Source organism: Porphyrobacter sp. AAP60 (assembly GCF_001296025.1).
Classification (GTDB): Bacteria; Pseudomonadota; Alphaproteobacteria; order Sphingomonadales; family Sphingomonadaceae; genus Erythrobacter.
In genome coordinates this window covers 60446-79051 of sequence record NZ_LJHV01000003.1, presented here as the reverse complement: position 1 = coordinate 79051, position 18606 = coordinate 60446, and the positions used below count along the sequence as shown (strand labels likewise).

The 18606-nt window shown below is 63.9% G+C and carries 20 protein-coding genes and 1 tRNA gene; 5 read left to right on the top strand and 16 right to left on the bottom strand.

Annotation, left to right across the window (positions count from 1 at the left end):
• Positions 1–37: 37 nt before the first annotated feature.
• The 8 genes from bla to IP79_RS04550 form a co-directional block, all read right to left on the bottom strand.
• Complete coding sequence (bla, locus tag IP79_RS04585) at positions 38–973, bottom strand: class A beta-lactamase (RefSeq protein WP_054118093.1); 936 nt, start codon at positions 971–973, stop codon at positions 38–40.
• Positions 970–1905, bottom strand: a complete 936-nt coding sequence (locus tag IP79_RS04580) for an RDD family protein (protein WP_054118092.1) — start codon at positions 1903–1905, stop codon at positions 970–972. The genes bla and IP79_RS04580 overlap by 4 nt, the downstream gene beginning before the upstream one ends.
• Positions 1902–2969 carry a stage II sporulation protein M gene (locus IP79_RS04575; RefSeq protein ID WP_054118091.1) on the bottom strand — a complete coding sequence of 356 codons (1068 nt, stop codon included), beginning with the start codon at positions 2967–2969 and terminating at the stop codon, positions 1902–1904. Before IP79_RS04575 ends, IP79_RS04580 begins: the two co-directional genes overlap by 4 nt.
• Positions 2966–4339: a DUF58 domain-containing protein gene (locus IP79_RS04570; RefSeq protein ID WP_233994087.1), complete on the bottom strand. Its 1374-nt coding sequence runs from the start codon at positions 4337–4339 to the stop codon at positions 2966–2968. The genes IP79_RS04575 and IP79_RS04570 overlap by 4 nt, the downstream gene beginning before the upstream one ends.
• Before the next feature lie 4 nt (positions 4340–4343).
• Positions 4344–5306 (bottom strand): AAA family ATPase, encoded by a 963-nt coding sequence (locus IP79_RS04565; RefSeq protein ID WP_420705618.1) that lies wholly within the window; start codon positions 5304–5306, stop codon positions 4344–4346.
• A gap of 4 nt (positions 5307–5310) precedes the next feature.
• Complete coding sequence (locus IP79_RS04560) at positions 5311–6585, bottom strand: DUF4350 domain-containing protein (protein ID WP_054118090.1); 1275 nt, start codon at positions 6583–6585, stop codon at positions 5311–5313.
• Positions 6582–7280 carry a hypothetical protein gene (locus tag IP79_RS04555; RefSeq protein WP_054118089.1) on the bottom strand — a complete coding sequence of 233 codons (699 nt, stop codon included), beginning with the start codon at positions 7278–7280 and terminating at the stop codon, positions 6582–6584. Before IP79_RS04555 ends, IP79_RS04560 begins: the two co-directional genes overlap by 4 nt.
• 72 nt (positions 7281–7352) lie before the next feature.
• The gene (locus IP79_RS04550; RefSeq protein ID WP_054118088.1) at positions 7353–8246 is read right to left on the bottom strand and encodes a prephenate dehydratase; all 894 of its coding nucleotides are present in this window, start codon (positions 8244–8246) and stop codon (positions 7353–7355) included.
• Between the two features lie 120 nt (positions 8247–8366).
• Here IP79_RS04550 and IP79_RS04545 point away from each other — a divergent pair, with 120 nt between their 5' ends.
• The gene (locus IP79_RS04545) at positions 8367–9056 is read left to right on the top strand and encodes a c-type cytochrome (RefSeq protein ID WP_054118087.1); all 690 of its coding nucleotides are present in this window, start codon (positions 8367–8369) and stop codon (positions 9054–9056) included.
• A gap of 31 nt (positions 9057–9087) precedes the next feature.
• Here the strand turns inward: IP79_RS04545 and IP79_RS04540 are convergent, their stop codons facing one another.
• Positions 9088–9747: an RlmE family RNA methyltransferase gene (locus IP79_RS04540; protein ID WP_054118086.1), complete on the bottom strand. Its 660-nt coding sequence runs from the start codon at positions 9745–9747 to the stop codon at positions 9088–9090.
• Entirely contained in the window at positions 9744–11024 is a 1281-nt protein-coding gene (locus tag IP79_RS04535) for a Ppx/GppA phosphatase family protein (protein WP_054118085.1), read from the bottom strand. Before IP79_RS04535 ends, IP79_RS04540 begins: the two co-directional genes overlap by 4 nt.
• Before the next feature lie 180 nt (positions 11025–11204).
• Here IP79_RS04535 and IP79_RS04530 point away from each other — a divergent pair.
• Together IP79_RS04530 and IP79_RS04525 are read left to right on the top strand one after the other, a co-directional pair.
• Positions 11205–11278: transfer RNA gene (locus IP79_RS04530), tRNA-Gln, on the top strand.
• Positions 11279–11586: 308 nt separating this feature from the next.
• Positions 11587–12459, top strand: a complete 873-nt coding sequence (locus IP79_RS04525) for an LOG family protein (RefSeq protein WP_054118084.1) — start codon at positions 11587–11589, stop codon at positions 12457–12459.
• Here IP79_RS04525 and thiD read toward each other — a convergent pair.
• The 4 genes from thiD to glmM form a co-directional block, all read right to left on the bottom strand.
• A complete protein-coding gene (thiD, locus tag IP79_RS04520; RefSeq protein WP_054118083.1) occupies positions 12456–13271 on the bottom strand; it encodes a bifunctional hydroxymethylpyrimidine kinase/phosphomethylpyrimidine kinase in 816 nt (271 codons plus the stop codon). The genes IP79_RS04525 and thiD overlap by 4 nt on opposite strands.
• Before the next feature lie 137 nt (positions 13272–13408).
• Entirely contained in the window at positions 13409–13609 is a 201-nt protein-coding gene (locus IP79_RS04515) for a hypothetical protein (protein ID WP_054118082.1), read from the bottom strand.
• Positions 13610–13703: 94 nt separating this feature from the next.
• The gene (locus IP79_RS04510; protein ID WP_054118081.1) at positions 13704–13928 is read right to left on the bottom strand and encodes a DUF1272 domain-containing protein; all 225 of its coding nucleotides are present in this window, start codon (positions 13926–13928) and stop codon (positions 13704–13706) included.
• 96 nt (positions 13929–14024) lie between these two features.
• A complete protein-coding gene (gene glmM / locus IP79_RS04505; RefSeq protein ID WP_054118080.1) occupies positions 14025–15362 on the bottom strand; it encodes a phosphoglucosamine mutase in 1338 nt (445 codons plus the stop codon).
• Between the two features lie 96 nt (positions 15363–15458).
• On the opposite strand from glmM, the gene IP79_RS04500 reads away from it, so the two are divergent.
• Both IP79_RS04500 and IP79_RS04495 read left to right on the top strand, forming a co-directional pair.
• A complete protein-coding gene (locus tag IP79_RS04500; protein ID WP_233994085.1) occupies positions 15459–16760 on the top strand; it encodes a dicarboxylate/amino acid:cation symporter in 1302 nt (433 codons plus the stop codon).
• A gap of 71 nt (positions 16761–16831) precedes the next feature.
• Positions 16832–17440: a superoxide dismutase gene (locus tag IP79_RS04495; protein ID WP_054118079.1), complete on the top strand. Its 609-nt coding sequence runs from the start codon at positions 16832–16834 to the stop codon at positions 17438–17440.
• A gap of 114 nt (positions 17441–17554) precedes the next feature.
• On the opposite strand, the gene IP79_RS04490 is transcribed toward IP79_RS04495, so the two are convergent.
• Entirely contained in the window at positions 17555–18178 is a 624-nt protein-coding gene (locus IP79_RS04490) for a sigma-70 family RNA polymerase sigma factor (protein ID WP_054118078.1), read from the bottom strand.
• Positions 18175–18459, bottom strand: coding sequence for a NepR family anti-sigma factor (locus IP79_RS15640; protein ID WP_054118077.1), 285 nt, complete (start codon positions 18457–18459; stop codon positions 18175–18177). The genes IP79_RS04490 and IP79_RS15640 overlap by 4 nt, the downstream gene beginning before the upstream one ends.
• Positions 18460–18606 lie beyond the last annotated feature (147 nt).

Here is an 18606-nt window from a genome sequence, read left to right as displayed (position 1 = left end):
CTCGATTACGCTCGACACGAACGGGTTTGGTGGCGCCTCAATAAAGCTTGCCCACCAGCGGGAGGCCTTTCTCCGGCTCTGCGAATTCCTTGATCACCTTGCCCACCCGCGACAATGTGAGTTCGCCGATGGGCTGCATCGAGGCCTCGGTCTGCCGCGCACGGAAATAGCACGCGAAGGTCAACGGGGGTTGGCCCTTCGGCCCCTCGGCAAAACCGATGTCGATATAGTTGTATTCGGTGCCGCCGATCAGACCGCTGGTGCCGGTCTTGTCGCCCGCAACCCAGCCTTCGGGTAGACCGGCGCGCACGCGGCGCAATCCGGTTTCGGTGGCTATCATCCAGCCCTTTAATTCCGCACGCTCGGCTTCGGGCAGCACATCGCCGTAGATGAGTTTGGCCACGGTGCGCGCCATCGCGGCGGGCGTGGTGGTGTCGCGGAATTCGGCTGTGGGCACGAGGTTCATCTCCGGCTCGTACCGATCCAACCGGCTGGCCTCATCACCGATGCTGCGCCAGAACGCGGTCAGCGCCGCCGGGCCGCCCAGTTCCTTGAGCAGGATATTGGCTGCCGGGTTGTCCGATGTGATCTGCGTTGCCCGCGCCAATTCGCGCAAACTCGCGCCGCTGCCGATCCGCTCGCGGGTAAACGGCGCGTGAGCGATCATATCGGCTTCGGTCCACATGACCTGCTTATCGGCATTGATCGCCCCCGCCGCGTGGCGCTGAAGCAGCAGTGCGGCGAGCGAGAGCTTGAAGGACGAGGCATGGCCGAACCGCCGATCGCGGTTGATGCCGACCGCCATGCCGCTGGCTGTATCGTAAATCTCGACGCCCAAAGTGCCGTTCCCGGCCGCTTCGATCAGGCGCAATTCTGCCGCCAACCGGCCAACCGGGCTTTGATCGGGAGGGATGCAGGCGCTGGCCCCCAAGGCCAACGTTCCGCCGATGAAGAAACGCCTGTCGATCATCATGAGAATTTGTCCGCTTTCCGTTTACCGAACCGCATCTCGCCTTCGAGCTTTGCCCGCAATTGCGCATAGAAGGCTTCGAGGAACGCCCGCTCGTCGCCTGCGCCGGGCTCCCAGCCGATTTTACGGCAGATCGTGGCATGGACAGCGGTGAGCGCATCGGGCCGGGCTTCACGCAGCATCCGTTCCAGCGTTTGCAGCTCCTTTTCGCCGTAAACCGCCAGTTCAGCCTCGCCGAATTCGTAACGCACCCCTGTCAGATCGCTGGTGCGGCGGGCGGCGGCGCCCTGCGTGCTGAGTGCGTCCGCAAGTTTGGTGCGGGGCCGTTCGACCACCCATGTGCCCGCAATGATGTCGCCTGCGCGCAAGGCATCGCGGTTGAAGAACGGGAACAGCAGGAACAGCGCAAACCAGCCGGTCATTACCCAGCCCAGCGGGCCGATTTCCTCGTTGGTATCGGCGCTCGTAAGGGCAAGGATCAGCAATGTCAGCAGCGGATAGAAAATCTCGATATCGCGCAGCAGGTTGCGGGCGATCACGGCTTCGGGGGTCAGCCTGCTGCCGCCGCGTGCCGCCACGCGGATACCGGTGATGCGTTTGCCCAAGGTGGCACCGCGCGGCCCCAGTTCCTGCACCAGAAAATAGCCGTACCAGGTGAAGAACCCGATCAGCACCAGGATGATCTGCATGAATTCCTGCGCGCCCTGCGGCGCGGCGGCCGGGTCAAGCCCTGTGCCGGTAAGCAGTCCGCCTGCTATCCAAAGCAGGATCAGGTAAAAGGCCAGCAGCCCGAACACGATGATCATCACATCCAGCATCAAGGCGCCGGCCCTGCTGCCGCGCGATGCGATGGTCATCGGCAGCGCGATGCCTTCAGGCGTCACCAGCGTGCGGGCGCGTTTTTCTTCCGGGTTAGTGGCGGCAGCGGCGCTCATCCCTCAGCCCCGGGGCTGCGTTTGGGGCGGTAGAGGAAGAAGTACGTCAGCCAGAACAACAGCATCGCGCCGCCGATCATGAAGCGGTTGGCGCTGCCCTCCACCAACTGGCGCGGAAAGGCTTCGAGGAAGGCGGCGACGATCATCATGATCACCACGCCCACCATCACCACTGCGCCGCGCCGCCCGGCCTCGGCTGCGGCATCCAGTACTGGCCGCGTGCCGGGGAAGGCCATGGCCCGCCCGATATGCAGGCCTGCCGCGCCTGACAGCAGAATGCCGAAAATCTCGGTGGTGCCGTGCACGCTCAACCAGGCGGAAATTTCCACCAGCAAGCCCTGCCCGTCGAACAGCCACAGCAAGGCCCCCAGCAGCGCCATGTTGTGCACCATCAGCATCAGTGACGGGATGCCGAAGGCAAAACCGAGTGCAAAGGCGAGGATGCAGACAGCGGAGTTGTTGCTGAACAGCTGCGCGGCGAAGGTGGAAAGCCCGGCTGCGCTTTCTTCCGTAGCGAGGGTCGCCAGCAATTCCTCCCGGCTGGCACCCGGTACGCGGGTATCGGCCAGTCCGCCGGGGACGAGGCGGTAATACCATTCCTCGTTCTGGGCGACGAGCAGCCAGCCTACGATCGCGCCTGCCACCATCACGAACAAGGCGATGCAAATGTCGAGCCATATCTCGCGCACCGCCCGGCTCCATCCGCCCAGCAGGAAATCGCGCAGCCAGCGGGCAAAGCCCTGGCGCGGGCCATAGACCTGGAACCACGCACGCTGCACCAGCCCTTCAAGATAGGCGAGGGTCGAGGCGTCAAGCGAGGTTTCGCGCGCGACGGCAAGGCTGGATGCCGCTGTGCGGTAAAGTGTCGGCAGCGCCAGCAGATCATCGTCCGCGATGCGGCGCAGCCCGCCGCTTTCCATCCGCTTGACGATCTCTTCCAGCTTCCGCCATTCGCCTTCACGTTCCAGCCGGAACCGGTCAGAACGCAGCGCGGCGCTTTCGATATCCGGCGGCGCGACAACAGAACCGCGCCCGAACCATGACGAGATGACGGGCGCCTTCATCCTATGGCCTCGCTGGCGCGAATCGCGAAATAGCGGTCGATCAGGCGCGGGCCGATGGTTTCCCACGGCGCTTCGATCACGTCGATTCCCATGCGGCGCAGCCGGGTCAGCACCAGCTTGCGCTGCTGCGACAGCGTATCGGCGGTGACCGATCGGGCAAGGGTGGCGATATCGCCGGGCGGCGCGGCGATGGTCTGTTCGATTTCGCTATCGGTAATCGTGACGAACAGCACCAGATGCTTGCCCACCAGCCGGCCGAGGCTTTCGACCATCAGTTCGGCACTGGTGGGATCGGTGAAATCGGAAAACAGCACCACCAGCGAACGGCGCTTCAGCTTGGATGTCAGCGTGGCCAGCGCAAGGGTGAAATTGGGCTCTGCCGCGGTGTAATCGAGCCCTGCCGCTGCGCTTTGCAAGCGGTGGAACGCGCGGGCATCACCGATGAAGGGGGTCATGATCTGCGGGCGTTGGGCAAAGCCGAACAGCGCGCACTTATCCCCGCCCTTCAGCACGACATAGGCGCAGGTCAGTGCGGCGGTCACTGCCCGGTCGATACGGGGCAGGCCATCCACCGGCTCGCACATCGCCTGCCCGCAATCGAAGGCGAACACGATCTGGTTGTTGCGTTCGCTCTCGTTCTCGCGGGCGTAAAGGCGCGAGTGGCGGGCGCTGGCTTTCCAGTCGATGCGGCGGCGGTCCATGCCGGGTTCGTATTCGGACAGCGCCTCGAACTGGGTGCCTTCGCCGCGGATGCGCCGGGCGATCAGGCCCAGCTGGGCGTTGCGCAGGAAGGTCTGCAAATCGGGTGAGCGCACCGGCGACAGATCGGGCCATATCCGCACGGCTTGTTCAAGCGGATAGCTGACCTGCCGCGCCCCCAGGCCCAGCGGCCCCTCCCAACGCAACCATGCACGGGGCACATCGGCGGTGCCGCGCCGGTCAGCGGTAAGCATTGTCGTGCCGCGCCAGTCGGCCTCGTCCGGCCGGGGCGCAAGATCGACCGTGATGCGCCCGCCGGGAGCAAGGCGCGCATCGCAGGCGATTGCGGCGGCAACTTTGCGCTGCCGTCCACTGGCAAAGCGCGCGGTCACAGCAAGGCTGGCAGGCTGGCCCACTTCGACATCGGGCGGCGCACTGATATCCCATCCGGCGTTTTTGCCCGAAAACAGGGCATCGGCCGTGATCAGCACCAGCAGCACGCCTGCCAGCAACGGTGCGATGACCCAAGCACCTGGCGCGGTCGCCGCGATCACCAAAGCGACCGGAGCGAGTCCCGCAACCAGCCACGCTGCCCGCTCGGTCGGCGCGACGATCAGCAGCGGCCGCAGTGGCAGCAGCAAGATATTGAGGACAAGGCGCAGGACACGGATCACGTCACCGCGGTGCCTCGGTCGCTTCGACCAGTTCGGCGACCAGTGCTTCCATGTCGCGCCCCTCGATCTCGGCGGCGGGCGAAAGCGTCAGGCGGTGGCGCAATACCGGCACGGCCAGCGCCTTGACGTCATCAGGGATCGCATAGGCGCGGCCTTCCAGCGCGGCGCGGGCGCGGGCGGCCCCTGCCAGCAGCACGGCGGCGCGCGGGGATGCGCCGACGATCAGTTCGCTGTGGTCGCGGGTGGCGCGGATCAGTCTTACGACATAGCGGGTGATTTCTTCGGCCACGGTGACTTGTGACAGCGCGCCGCTGGCTGCGATCAGGCCTGCGGCGTTGGTCACCGCGCTGACGCCCAGATCCGCTGGACGCTGCGGGCCGGATCGCTGGCCGTAGGTGGTGACGATCCGCGCCTCTTCTTCCTCGGCAGGGTAAGGCACCAGAAGCTTGAACAGGAACCGGTCAAGCTGGGCTTCGGGCAGGGGGTAGACGCCCTGATTCTCGATCGGGTTCTGGGTGGCGACCACCATGAAGCGTTCGGGCAGACGATGCGTCTCCCCGTCCAGTGTCACGCGGCGTTCCTGCATCGCTTCGAGCAAGGCGGCCTGCGTCTTGGGCGGGGTGCGATTGATTTCGTCCGCCAGCAACAGATCGCAGAAGATCGGCCCGCGGGTAAGGGTGAACTGGCTGGTCTGGAAGTTGAACAGGTTCGACCCCAGAATATCGCCCGGCAGCAGATCGGGCGTGAACTGGATGCGCCCGAAATCCAGCCCCAGCGCGGTGGCAAAGGCATTGGCGAGGAAGGTCTTGGCGGTTCCCGGCGGGCCTTCCAGCAGGACGTGCCCTTCGCTCAAAAGCGCGGTCAGCAGCATATCCACCATCGCTTCCTGCCCGACAATCGCCTTGGCGATTTCGGCGCGGATCGCATCGGCGAGGCTGCGGACATCGGAAAGGCTCATGGTCATTACGCTATTTCCCCTGGGATAGCTTGGTGTTGAGTTCATCCAGCGCCTGCGCGGCGGCCAGAATTTCGGCGGGTTTGCTGGCGGCCTCCATGCGGGCGGCGCGGCGGGTGAAAGGTTCTTCGTTCGGCAGGCGGCGTGCCAGCGCGGCGTCGATCGCCTCCCGGTCAGCCCGGACAAGGCCAAGCTTGTCGGCAATACGCCGGGCCGAAAGCGCGACATAGGGAGCGCCGAGCAACCGCAACCGGCGTGCACGGACGATCAGGCTGGCTCCGTTGGCGATCAGCCGCTGCTTGCCGAATGCGATTGCAGGGCCACCATTGGCTGCTGCCGGGCCGAACCGCTGGAACGCGCGCCAGCCGACGATCAGCAGCGCCATCAGCAGACACAGGGTCGCGGCGAGGAAGGGCGGACGAAAGGCGAGTGTCAGCAGGTTTTCCGATGCACCGAACCCGTTCAGCGTCATGTCGAAGGTCACGCCGGTGATATCGCCATCATAGGAAAGATCATTAATGAGAGCGAGAGTTGCGGCAGCACGGTTGCTGTCGGCCAGCCCGTAATTGTTCGCCAGATCGGCATCGGCGACAAAGATCGTCCAATGCGCGTCTTCGTAATAGTCGCTGCTCTCATCGCCCACCACTTTCAGCGCCAGCGTGTGGCCAGTGGCATCGGTGATCATTGCCTCGTGCAGGCTATCGCCTTCGGCATACAGGATCGTGCGGGTCGGCATGCTGCCCGCTTCTCCCATACCCTCCCAATCGGGCGCTTCGCCCTGCTTCAGCACTTCAAGCTTGTGTTTGACGGTATAAGGCGCGGGCAGTTTGGCGGCCCATTCAAGCGGGTAGGCTTCACCCAGAGTGACCCAGCCGGGCTTGAATTTTTCGCGCGCTTCTTCGGGCAGGTTGGGCGGCGGCAGGCTGGCGTCCCATTTGGGCAGAATCACCAGCGTCGGCCCGATCTCTTCCCGCTTCTTGAGCAGTGCGGCAAATTCTTCGGGGTCGGTCGCAGGGGGCGGGGTCAGCACCAGCAGATCGTAGGTTTCAAGGCCCGCCGGGCTGCGTGAACGGCTGACCTCGTATCCCTCGGCATCAAGCAGTCGGACCAGCGCAGCATAGCCGTTCAATCCGGTCGCAGCGGCATGGGCATCGCCATTATTGCCGCGCGAACCGAACTCCTCGCCCGCAGCGATCAGCCAGACCAGCGCAAGGAACAGCGCGAAGCCCACGGCAATCAGCGTGAATGCCCCAAAGCGCGAAAAGGCGGCCGGCTGGGCGTTGCTCATGCGGCCTGCCCCCGCACGTTAAGGCGGGCGAGGGCGAATTCGGCGTAGGCAGCGCGGGCGGCTTCCCAGTCGGCCCGTTCCAGTGCCCGCAGCGCGAACAGGCTGCGTTCGACCCGCTCGGCAATCACGCGGAAAGCGGCGCGCGCACCATCGGGCAGAGCTGGCAGCGCGGCCAGTTCGCGCGCGGTGCTGGATGGTTCGACCCAATCTGGCCGCACCGCCGCAATGTGGCCGACAGAGCGTTGCAGCAGCAGGCGTGTGGCCTCGTCAAACCGCCCTTCTGCCGCGAGCCTGTCAGCATCTTCCAGCAATGCCAGACTGGCCGCACGGTCGGGCTGCCATTCGGCATCATCCCCGGCTGCCTTGGTCGCACCCGCTTTGCCGAAGCCCGGCCCGTAAAGCTTTACGAGCATGACCACTGCAAAGGCGACGGCAAGGGCAAGTAGCACCCATTGCAACCAAGGCCATGATGCTCCGATGAGCCGCCCTAGCGGTGCGAAGACCTCTGCAAGGAAACGGAACACGTCGCCCAGAAACTCTTCGAACCAGCCGGGCTGGCGCGGCGGAATTTCGGGAATGGTAACCGGGCTGAACTGGATATCGCCGTCGTTGCGCACGCCTGCCCAGCCATCGGCGGCGGATGCGCCTGAATTGGCTGGCGATTCGGGAGAGATTGGCGTGGCCGGTGCGGTCATTCAGCGCGATTGGTGACACGCCAGCCGCAAGCGCGCAACCGGGAAACGGCCACGCAGCCGATACGCCGCACTCTATCCTCTGGCCCGCGCCTGCGGGTAACTGCCCAGTATGCGCAATTCCTTGGAATGAAACGCGCATTCCTCCAGCGCGCGGTCCACTCCCGGATCGCCGGGCGCGCCGATGATATCGGCGTAAAATGTGGTCGCGGAAAAGCTTGTGCCCTGCTGGTAGCTTTCCAGCTTGGTCATGTTGACCCCGTTGGTCGCAAACCCGCCGAGCGCCTTGTAGAGCGCGGCGGGAATGTTCTTCACCTCGAAGATGAACGTCGTCATCACCGGCTCGCCCGCCAAGGTTTGCGTGGCAACCGGTTCACGCGCTAGGATCACGAAACGGGTCATGTTGTCGGGGCTGTCCTCGACATTGTGCTCGATGATCCTGAGACCATAAAGTTCTGCGGCGATGGCCGGTGCGATGGCTGCAACCGAGGGGTCGCCGCGCTCGGCGACATAGGCGGCGGCGCCTGCCGTATCGGCATGGCTCAAGGGCACGATGCCGCGTTCCCGCAGGTAGTGGCGGGATTGGCCCAGCGCCTGCGGGTGGCTGTAGGCGGCTTCGAACGGGCCTGACCCGATCGCCATCAGCGCATGGTGGATCGGCATGAAATATTCGGCGACGATGTGCAGGCCGCTTTCGGGCAGCAGAAAGTGGATATCTGCCACGCGCCCGTGTTGCGAATTTTCGATGGGGATGATCGCTTGCGCAGCGCGCCCGTCTTTTACCGCGTCCAGCGCATCTTCGAAGCTGAAGCACGGCAGCGCCAGCATGTCCGGGCGGGCCTCGGTCGCGGCGCGGTGCGAGTTTGCTCCGGGTGAACCCTGATAGGCAATCGCCCGTGCCGGTGCGGCGGCGGCAGCGGCGCGCATCCGGTCGACAATCGCAACGGCAGGGGCGGGAAAGGATCGCATGGTAGCCTTGGCTGCTAGAGCGATGCAGGCGATGCGGCAAGTCTGCTTGCAAAAGCCGCAAGAATTGATGCCACGATCAGTCTTGCGCGGGCGTGATGGCGTCACTAAAGGCCTGCTGCAATGACACAGGATAAATCTTCGCAGGATAACGCTGCAGGCCAGAATGGCGGCGGCGATCTGTTCAACACTGCCGCAGGCTGGGTGCTTTTTGCCGCCGGTCTGGGCCTGGGTCTCTCGATCCTGTCTGGCAAGTATTTCCACGGTGACAAGCCGCAGCGCCCGGAACAGCTCGGCTACGTGATCGAAGGCGCGGTCGAAGAAGGTGCAGGCCCGGCGGAAATGTCGATCGCTGAAGCACTGAACGCGATGCCGGTGGCTGATCTGGTCGTGGCGGGCGAAAAGGCTTATGCCAAGTGCCAGAGCTGCCACACGATCGATGCGGGCGGCGCCAATGGCGTCGGGCCGAATCTTGCCGGTGTGATGGGCGGCCCGGTCGCTGCCAAGGGCGGCTTCGCCTATAGTGCGGAAATGAAGGCGCTGGGCGGCACCTGGGACTGGGAGAAGATGGACGCCTGGCTCAAAAGCCCCAAAGCACTGGTTGCAGGCACCAAGATGAGCTTTGCCGGTCTCGGCAAGGTTGAAGAACGCGCTGCGATTGCCGCCTATCTGAACGCCAATGGTGCGAACATCGCTCTTCCGGCCTTCACGCCCCCCGCTGCAGATGAAGAAGCACTGGGCACGGTCGATGCCGAGGCTGAAGCCGTGGCCGAAGCGGAAGCTGGCACCGATCCGGAAGCCGCCACCGAGTAATTGTCAGGCGGGCGGGCAGCGCAATGCTGCCCTACCCCTTGAACCCCTGAGCGATGACATACCACTCTGACGAGCCCTTGCGGCTCGCCGGAGGCTTGGCGTGCTTCACCACCGTGAAGTGCTTCTTCAGCAGCGCCAGCAGGTCGCTGTCTGTCCCGCCTGCCAGCACCTTGGCGACGAAAGCGCCGCCCGGCGCGAGGTTTTCCACTGCGAACCACGCTGCTGCTTCGACGAGACCCATGGTGCGCAGGTGATCGGTCTGCTTGTGACCGACAGTATTGGCCGCCATGTCCGACAAAACCAGATCGGGCGGGCCGCCCAAGGCTTCGGCCAGCTTTGCCGGCGCTTCATCAGCCATGAAATCCATCTGGAAAATCGTCACGCCTTCCAGAGGCTCAACCTCGAGAAGGTCGATTCCCACCACTTCGGCCTTGGGCGATTTGGCGCGCACCACCTGTGCCCAGCCGCCCGGCGCAATACCCAGATCGACCACCCGCTTCGCGCCCTTCAACAGCCCGAATCGCTCGTCGAGTTCGATCAGTTTGTATGCCGCACGGCTGCGATAGCCATCGGCCTTGGCCTGTTTGACATAGGGATCATTAAGCTGCCGCTCCAGCCAGCGCACTTGTGATGCGGTGCGGCCTTTGGCGGTTTTTACCCGCTTGCTCGGTTCCTTGCTGCCGCGGGTCATGCCGGTTTGCTCCCGCGCGGCTGATTCGTGCGCAGCTTCTGCAAGGCACGCAGGCTGCGTTCGGACTGGCGTTCGGCCGCCATGATGCTGCGCAGAATGCCTTCGCGGATGCCGCGATCCGCCACGCCCAGCCGCCGCGCCGGCCACAGGTCGAGTATCGACTCAAGGATGGCGCAGCCTGCGACCACCAGATCGGCGCGATCCTGCCCGATGCACGGCAGGGTGGCCCGCTCGAACGGGGTCATCACCGAAAGCCGCGCGCTGATGTCGCGCATTTCGGCAGAGGGCACGATTAGCCCATCAACCGCCTTGCGATCATAGCTCGGCAGTTCGAGATAAAGGCTCGCCAGCGTCGTCACCGTGCCGCTGGTTCCCAGCAAACGGATGTCCTCGTGCTCGGCCGCCTTGGCGACGCGGGCAGCAAAGGGCGCAAAGCTGTCTGTCACCAGTTTGAGCATCTCGGCATAACGCGCTTTGCGGGCGATTTCGCTGTCCTCGCCCCGGCCCACGGTGTCGGTCAACGAGACAACGCCCCAGGGGACGCTTTGCCAATCGAGGATGCGCGGCACCCGGCTGGCTTCGGCGGAGCCTGCTTCAACCAGCACCAGTTCGGTCGACCCGCCGCCGATGTCGAAGATCACGGCGGGGCCCGTGCCTTCCTCCAGCAGGATATGACAGCCCAGCACAGCCAGCCGGGCTTCTTCCTCGGCGCTGATGATGTCGAGCACGATGCCTGTTTCCTGGCGCACCCGCTCGATGAAATCGGTGCCGTTGACAGCGCGGCGACATGCCTCGGTCGCTACCGACCGGGCCAGGCGGACATTGCGGCGTTGCAGCTTGTCGGCGCAAATCGACAGGGCTGATAGCGCGCGATCCATCGCTGCGTCCGAAAGGCGCCCGCTGGCCGCCAGCCCTTCGCCCAGTTTGACCACCCGGCTAAAGGCATCGATCACAGTGAAATCCCGCCCTGATGGCCGTGCGATCAGCAAGCGGCAATTGTTGGTGCCAAGATCCAGCGCGGCATAGGCTTCACCGTGGCTGGCAGGCTTCAACCCGCCAATTGCTGACAAATCAGCTTCAGCCCGCTGAAGGTTGCCCCCCGCGCGAAACGGACGGTGCGCATCGCCATTATTGCCCTTGGCCCGGCAATCGCGGGTATTTGTCCGGGCATCGGGCTGAGGGGGGCGTTTGTAGCGGAAATCGGCTACCTTGCCGGACTTGCCGCCCCGTTTTTTCCCAGCATTTCTATTCATGTCCGGCGGGAATGTTTCCGCCATGATCGCAATTCTTTCATATCACCACGCGCAATCATCAAGCGCGCGGCACTTGCCAACTAGCTACCGCAACCCCCGCGCAAGAGCAAGCGGGCCAACGCAACGGCGCGCTTGACCTTGCGTCCGCACAAAACTAGGGAGCGCGCTTGCTGATGCCGTCCACCGGTTTGGTGGTTTGGCCAATGCCCCGTCCTCTAATGGTAAGAGAGCGGACTCTGACTCCGTCAATCAAGGTTCGAATCCTTGCGGGGCATCCAGCCATCCAGCATTATGTAGCGCACGCACAAAGGCCCGGATGGATTTTCCAGCCGTCTCGCCCCACCATCAGGGCATGGGGCAAACAAGCCTCCGTCACTCGCTGAACAAAGGCAACACCGCATCGGCCTGAGCGATCCTTCGATGTTCTGATAACCCCCGGACATTCCCTGCCACCCGCGCTGGCTGTCAGTCTGCCTGCCGCGCCGGAAGTATTGAAAGAGTAGTCACCAGCGCAATGTTTCACGTGAAACATACAGGCTTTGCAAACCAGTTGCGGGTCTAGGCCGCCCCTACTAGGGGTCTAGGCATGACCGAGAAAGACCTGACAGACCGCAAATTCTACCGTGCGGGCGAAGAAACCCAGTTTGCCGAGGGCGGCCCCGAGCGCACCCCGCAAACCGCGCACCCGGCCTACAAGCTGGCTTTCCGCGACACCGATTTCCTGCTGCGCGACGAATTGCGCCCGGTGCGTTTCCAGCTTGAATTGCTCAAGCCCGAAATGCTGCTCGATGAAGCGCGGGTCGGGTCGACGCTGGTGATGTACGGATCGGCCCGCATCCCTTCGCCTGCGCAGGCCGAGGCGCGGGTGGAAGCTGCGAAGAACGGCACCGAATATGATCAGAAGGTCGCCGCGCGGCTGGCCGAGAAGGCCAAGTATTATGACGAGGCCTACAAACTTGCCAGGCTGGTGTCCGAAAAGGGCATTATCGAAAACGGCCTGCGCCAGTTCGTCGTCACCACCGGAGGCGGGCCTTCGATCATGGAGGCGGGCAATCGCGGCGCTTCCGATGCGGGCAGCGAGTCGATCGGTCTCAACATCGTGTTGCCGCATGAGCAGGCGCCCAATCCCTATGTGACGCCGTACCTCAGCTTCCAGTTCCATTACTTCGCGCTGCGCAAGATGCACTTCCTGCTGCGCGCCCGCGCGGTCGCGGTGTTCCCCGGCGGGTTCGGCACCTTCGATGAATTCTTTGAGCTGGTAACCCTGATCCAGACCGGCAAGATGAAGCCGATCCCGATCATCCTGTTCGGCAAGGATTTCTGGACGCGGGTGATCGATTTCGAGGCGCTGGCCGAAGAAGGCACGATTTCGAAGTCCGATCTTGACCTGTTCAGCTGGTGCGAAACGGCGGAGGAGGCGTGGGCCTGCATCGCCGATTTCTACGAGATCAACGGCTAGAGCGTTCTGACCGCCTGATGGCCGAGCGGGCCGCCCCCTGCGCCAAAGCCGGGCGCGGCTTCGATTGCCCGGATCACGAATTGCCGCCCCAGCCTGACCGCGTGTTCCAGCGGCTGGCCGTGGCCAAGCAGCGTCGCAATCGCTGACGACAACGTGCAGCCGGTGCCGTGGGTATGCACCGTGTCGATCCGCGCATGATCGAAGGCGACGGCGCGTGCGCCGGGTGCCAGCAGCACATCGATGATCCGTTCACCCGCTGCGTGCCCGCCCTTTGCCAGCACTGCCGCGCCGGTCGCGCTGGCGAGTTCCTCGGCAGCGTCGATCATATCCTGCGTGGCGGCGAGCGTGCGGCCGACCAGTGCGCCGAGTTCGGGCAGGTTGGGGGTGATCAGGCTTGCCAGCGGGAACAATCGGTCGCGCATCGCCGCCACGGCTTGCGGATCAATCAGCGCCGCGCCGCTGGTGGCGATCATCACCGGATCGAGCACGACGGGCACTTCCACCCCCTCCAGCGCTTCGGCCACGGCGGTGATGATCGCGGCATCATGCAGCATCCCGATCTTGATCGCGTCAACGCCGATATCGCTGACGCACGAGGCGATCTGCTGCGCCACCATCTCCGGCGCAAGCGCGGCGATGCCCTGCACCCCGATGGTGTTCTGCGCGGTGATCGCGGTGATCGCGGTCATGGCATAGCCGCCGAGCATGGTGATGGTCTTGATATCAGCCTGAACGCCCGCGCCGCCGGACGAGTCCGAACCGGCGATGCTGAGAATGCGAGGGGGTGTGCCAAAAGGATGGGACGTGGTCATATCACCGCCATAGCAAGCGCGTGCGGCGGCGGGGATGGTTTTTGTCGGAGCCAGGCAGGAATGGCAGCTTTCGGGGATGCCGCGCGTTGTTGGGAACGTCCGCGTTTGGGTGGGAAGCTGCCGGTCGGCTTTCAGCTTCAAACGCCAGAATAGGCCATCAACAAGGCGAACGAGAGCACTCCGATTGGTAGCATCGCACCGAAAGCAGCAACCAACCCAAGTATGCCGGATGCCGGCGTTGCGCCCCGAAAATCTGCAAGCGCTTTCCGCACGCAATACAGCGCAGTCCAGAGCAGCAGGGCTATCGATAGTCCGGTCAGAGCAATCATGATGGACATCTTGCCCGACCCTCGTAGTGGCGGCAACGGGGTCGCAAGCCGAACGGCAGCTTTTTTCCAAGGCGCTGCCAAAGCAGACGCTGCCTGACCGCGGTCACCCTTTGTGCTTGCGTTCCGTGCTAGGCGGGAATTTCGCGTGCAGCGCCTTTGCCCGCGTCGGCCTGTCTGTCAGTTCTCCGCCGCAATTGGGGCAGCGGTCGTCGAGATCCTCGGCGCATTCGGCGCAGTAGGTGCATTCGAACGAGCAGATGAACGCGCCGGGGGCTTCGGCGGGCAGGCCCACGCCGCAGGTTTCGCAATCGGGGCGCATTTCGAGCATAATTTTCGTCTCCTAGCCCGTTCGCCTCGAGCGAAGTCCAGAGGCATGGCGCTTGTGCTGGTGTGTCTCGACTTCGCTCGACACGAACGGCAAGGTTCAGACCGCCGCCCGCACGGCTTCGCAAATGGCATCGACCACCTGTTCGACCTGGCTCTGGTCATCGCCCTCCGCCATTACGCGGATCACCGGTTCGGTGCCTGATGGACGGATGACGAGGCGGCCCTTGCCGGCCAGCGCAGCTTCGGCCTCGGCGATCACGGCCTTTACGTTCGCATTTTCCAGCGGCTGGCCGCCTTCGTAGCGCACGTTCTTCAAAAGCTGCGGGACAGGTTCGAACACGTGCAGCAATTCGCTCGCCGGGATGCCCGACCTGACAAGGCTCGCCAGCACCCGCAGCGCGGCCACGGTGCCATCGCCGGTGGTGGCGTAATCGAGCATGATCATGTGGCCGGACTGTTCGCCGCCGACATTGTATCCGCCCGCCTTCATCGCTTCGAGCACATAGCGATCACCCACCTTGGCGCGCACGAGATCGAGCCCGCGCTCCGCAAGATAGCGTTCGAGGCCGAGATTGCTCATCACCGTCGCCACGATCCCGCCGCCGCGCAGCAGCCCCTTGTCGTGCATCCGCCCCGCGATCAGCGCCATGATCTGGTCACCATCCACCGCGCGGCCTTTTTCATCGACCACGATCAGCCGGTCGGCATCGCCGTCCAGCGCAATGCCGATATCCGCGCCTTCTTCGACCACCTTGGCCTGCAAGGCGGCAATCGCGGTCGAGCCGACCCCGTCGTTGATGTTGATGCCATTGGGCGACACGCCGAGCGCAACCACTTCCGCGCCCAGCTCCCAGATCGCGGACGGGGCAACCTGATAGGCCGCGCCGTGGGCGCAATCGACCACGACCTTCAGCCCGTCAAAGCGGATTTCGGCGGCAACCGATTGCTTGACCGCGTGGATATAGCGTCCGCGGGCATCCTCGATCCGGCGCGCACGGCCGATGCGTTCGGCGGGTGCCAGGGGGATATCGGTTTCCATCAACCGTTCGATCTCCGCCTCGGCCTCGTCCGACAGCTTGAAGCCATCGGGGCCGAACAGCTTTATCCCGTTATCGGCATAAAGATTGTGGCTGGCGGAAATCATCACGCCCAGATCGGCGCGCATTTCACGGGTGAGCAGGGCGATGGCCGGGGTGGGGAGCGGCCCGGTCATGATCACGTCGATCCCGACGCTGGTAAACCCCGCCACCAGCGCGCTTTCCATCATATAGCCCGAAAGCCGCGTGTCCTTGCCGATCACCACCCGGTGGCGGTGACCGCCGCGCACGAAATGGCGCCCCGCCGCCTGCCCGACTTTCATCGCGGTGGCGGCTGTCATCGCGCCGGCATTGGTGCGACCCCTGATCCCGTCGGTTCCGAACAGCTTGCGACCCATCAAATTTCCCGTCCCTTGCCTCTCACGATTGTGTCACGCTTCTGGCGCGGTTATCGCCCGATGTGAAGGGCGATCGGCCCGCATAAGGACAAGCCATTGCTGGAAAGTGAAATCACAGGTCAAGGCGATCCGGGCGGCGCGGCAGGCAAATTCGCGCTGGTATCGATCCGCCTGCCGGTGGCGCTGACCTTTGCTGCGCTGGTGGGCGGGCTGCTGGCGGGGATCGCGGGCGTGGCGCTGGGCGCGCCGCAGGGCGTGAATGATATCGCGGGGCTGGTGGGTGGATTGTGGCTGCGCGCCTTGCAGATGACGATCATCCCGCTGGTCGCGGCCTTGCTGGTGCTGGGGCTGGTGCAGATGATCATGGCCGCGCGTGTCGGCACGGTGGCGCGGCAGATGCTGCTGATCATGGTGGCGGTGCAATTGGCGGGCGGGGCGTTCACTTCGGTAGCGATGCCTGCGCTGCTGACAGCCTTTCCGGTGCCCGCTGGCGCAAGCGCTTTCCTCGCCCAGACGCCGGAGAGCGTGGGCGAAGTGCCGCGCGTGCTGGATTTCATGGCCTCGCTGGTGTCGCCCAACATCATCTCGGCCGCTGCCGAAACCGCGATGCTGCCGCTGACGATTTTTTTCGTGATGTTCGCGGTGGCGATCACGCGCCTGCCCGAAGATCAGGGGGAGCGGCTGCTGGGGTTCTTCCATGCGCTTGGCAATGTCATGCTGCTGATTATCGGCTGGGTGCTTGCAATCGCCCCCATCGGCGTGTTCGCGCTGGCTTACGGCGTTGGCGTGCAGAGCGGCGGCGGGGCGTTTGCAGCGCTGGGGCACTATGTGCTGACCGTTACAGCGATGGGCACTTTCATTCTGGTGCTGGCCTATGTCATTGCCGCCGGGCTGGGGCGCACGGGCTTGCCCGCCTTCACCAAGGCGGTGCTACCCGCGCAGGCAGTGGCATTGTCCACCCAAAGCTCGCTCGCCAGCCTGCCCGCGATGCTCGACAGTGCCGGGCGGTTGGGCCTCAAGCCCTCGACTGCCGAATTCGTGCTCCCGTTGGCCGTGGTGATCTTCCGCGCGACGAGTGCGGCGATGAACCTTGCCGTGGTCTATTACATCGCTGCGCTGGCGGGGGTGGAGATTTCGCCCGCCATCGCGATTGCCGGCATCCTGATCGCCAGCGTCATCAGCCTTTCCGCTGTCAGCCTGCCCGGATCGATCAGCTTTGTCGTGTCGATCGGCCCGATTGCGCTGGCGATGGGCGTGCCGGTAGAACCGCTCGCGTTGCTGGTGGCGGTAGAGATGCTGCCGGATCTGATGCGCACGCTCGGCAATGTCACCATGAATGTTGGCGTCACCAGCGCGGTTGATCGCGCTGCAACATCGTCCGAGACCACTTCGACTTGAAGCTGCAACCCTTCGTCCACATCTGCGTTATCATCACATAATCGATTCAACCCTGCCTTTTGGAGGACACCATGGCTTTCTCACTTTCCCCGCTGCCCTATCCCGATACCGCGCTTGCACCCGCAATCTCGGCAGAGACGCTGTCGTTCCACTATGGCAAGCATCATCAGACCTATCTCGACAAGATGAACGCGGCGATCGAAGGCACCGCGCACGCGGATAAATCGCTGGAAGAAATCGTCGCCGCATCGCGTGGCAGCGACAAGGGCCTGTTCAACAATTCGGCGCAGACCTGGAACCATGCGTTCTACTGGAACTCGATGGCGCCCTCGACGACCGAACCTTCGGACGATCTCACCGCCAAGATCAACGATGCGTTCGGGTCGGTCGATGATCTGAAGCAGAAGCTCAAGGATCGCGGCGCTGGCCACTTTGCCAGCGGCTGGGTGTGGCTGGCCGAAAAGGGCGGCAAGCTCAGCATCGAGGAAACCCACGATGCCGACACGCTCGCCGATAGCGATTTCAACCCGCTGATGGTGCTCGACGTGTGGGAACACGCCTATTACCTCGATCACCAGAACAAGCGCCCGGCCTATCTGGATGCGGTTGTCGAAAACAAGCTCAACTGGGCCTTCGCCAGCGAAAACCTCGCACGCGGGACGGTGTGGACTTACGCGTAAGACGCTATCCGATTTCGGAATTACAATGGGCCCGTCGCTGAAAAGCGGCGGGCCTTTTCGGTTCTGGTGATCGACGTTCCGTGCCGGGTAAGGATTAGTGATCGGGGGCTGGCATCAGCCCCGCGAACTGACCCCGTTGCCCGCCGCGACCATGTCCAGTTCTTCCAGAATGGCGGAATGGGCGATGTCGTCATCGGTGGCTCGGCGCGGAATGTTGCCCTGTGCCAGCATTTCGGTCAGCGCGGCGCGGGCACGGCCCACGCGGCTTTTGATGGTGCCGACCGCGCAGCCGCAGATTTGCGCGGCTTCCTCGTAAGAAAACCCGCCCGCGCCGACCAGCAACAAAGCCTCGCGCCGCTCCGCTGGCAATGTCAGCAGCGCACGGTGCAAGTCCGACAGATGGATCGGTTCTTCCTGTCCGGCGGGTGCTGTCAGGATGCGTTCGGCCACGCCTTCGTCATACTCGCCGCGAAAGCGGTTGCGGCGCATGTCGGTAAGATAGGCGTTGCGCAAAATCACAAACGTCCATGCCCGCATCGATGTGCCGGGCTCGAAGCGGGCCTGCGCGGCCCACGCCTTGAGCATGGTTTCCTGCACCAGATCATCGGCCACATCGGGCCGGCCGCATAATCCGCGTGCAAAAGCGCGCAGGTGCGGGACGACGTCGGTCAGCTCACGCTTGAAATCGGATTTCTCGCTGGCGGTGCGGGTGTCGCCCGGGGGGGCTTCTTCGCTCATGTGCCGCGGCCCCGACCATCGGAGGATGGTCTGCCCCTGTCATTTTGTTCTGAGCCCTTTTGGTTTGGGCCCTTTTGTTTTGTCTCGTTGTCATTGTCGCTGGCAGACGCGGCATCGCCGCTGTCAAGCCGGTCAAGCAGGTCGCGGAACGCATCGGGCAGGTCTTCTTCGACCACTGAATCATACAGCTGTTTCAGCCCGTCGGCCCATTCGGGCGGGTGGCGATCAGAGGCTCCGCCCCTGCTTGAGCCGCCGCTGCCGTGTTGTTGATTGGAGGCCATGATATTCGGTATTATCCCTGATCGCGTTGTCCGGTTCCACTGTGAAACCTCTCTTGCCTGCAAAAGAGCGAAGGCCGCAACGCTCCGGCCAATACCCTAGAAAGCCGGGTTTGGACGATTTGGGAACGATGCGCTACCAGTTTGGTT

Excerpts from the sequence above, each read along its gene's own strand:
- bla (WP_054118093.1), bottom strand. The coding sequence starts at position 973 with ATGATGATCGACAGGCGTTTCTTCATCGGCGGAACGTTGGCCTTGGGG.
- IP79_RS04580 (WP_054118092.1), bottom strand. The coding sequence starts at position 1,905 with ATGAGCGCCGCTGCCGCCACTAACCCGGAAGAAAAACGCGCCCGCACG.
- IP79_RS04575 (WP_054118091.1), bottom strand. The coding sequence starts at position 2,969 with ATGAAGGCGCCCGTCATCTCGTCATGGTTCGGGCGCGGTTCTGTTGTC.
- IP79_RS04565 (WP_420705618.1), bottom strand. The coding sequence starts at position 5,306 with ATGACCATGAGCCTTTCCGATGTCCGCAGCCTCGCCGATGCGATCCGC.
- IP79_RS04560 (WP_054118090.1), bottom strand. The coding sequence starts at position 6,585 with ATGAGCAACGCCCAGCCGGCCGCCTTTTCGCGCTTTGGGGCATTCACG.
- IP79_RS04555 (WP_054118089.1), bottom strand. The coding sequence starts at position 7,280 with ATGACCGCACCGGCCACGCCAATCTCTCCCGAATCGCCAGCCAATTCA.
- IP79_RS04550 (WP_054118088.1), bottom strand. The coding sequence starts at position 8,246 with ATGCGATCCTTTCCCGCCCCTGCCGTTGCGATTGTCGACCGGATGCGC.
- IP79_RS04545 (WP_054118087.1), top strand. The coding sequence starts at position 8,367 with ATGACACAGGATAAATCTTCGCAGGATAACGCTGCAGGCCAGAATGGC.
- IP79_RS04540 (WP_054118086.1), bottom strand. The coding sequence starts at position 9,747 with ATGACCCGCGGCAGCAAGGAACCGAGCAAGCGGGTAAAAACCGCCAAA.
- IP79_RS04535 (WP_054118085.1), bottom strand. The coding sequence starts at position 11,024 with ATGGCGGAAACATTCCCGCCGGACATGAATAGAAATGCTGGGAAAAAA.
- IP79_RS04525 (WP_054118084.1), top strand. The coding sequence starts at position 11,587 with ATGACCGAGAAAGACCTGACAGACCGCAAATTCTACCGTGCGGGCGAA.
- thiD (WP_054118083.1), bottom strand. The coding sequence starts at position 13,271 with ATGACCACGTCCCATCCTTTTGGCACACCCCCTCGCATTCTCAGCATC.
- IP79_RS04515 (WP_054118082.1), bottom strand. The coding sequence starts at position 13,609 with ATGTCCATCATGATTGCTCTGACCGGACTATCGATAGCCCTGCTGCTC.
- IP79_RS04510 (WP_054118081.1), bottom strand. The coding sequence starts at position 13,928 with ATGCTCGAAATGCGCCCCGATTGCGAAACCTGCGGCGTGGGCCTGCCC.
- glmM (WP_054118080.1), bottom strand. The coding sequence starts at position 15,362 with ATGGGTCGCAAGCTGTTCGGAACCGACGGGATCAGGGGTCGCACCAAT.
- IP79_RS04495 (WP_054118079.1), top strand. The coding sequence starts at position 16,832 with ATGGCTTTCTCACTTTCCCCGCTGCCCTATCCCGATACCGCGCTTGCA.
- IP79_RS04490 (WP_054118078.1), bottom strand. The coding sequence starts at position 18,178 with ATGAGCGAAGAAGCCCCCCCGGGCGACACCCGCACCGCCAGCGAGAAA.
- IP79_RS15640 (WP_054118077.1), bottom strand. The coding sequence starts at position 18,459 with ATGGCCTCCAATCAACAACACGGCAGCGGCGGCTCAAGCAGGGGCGGA.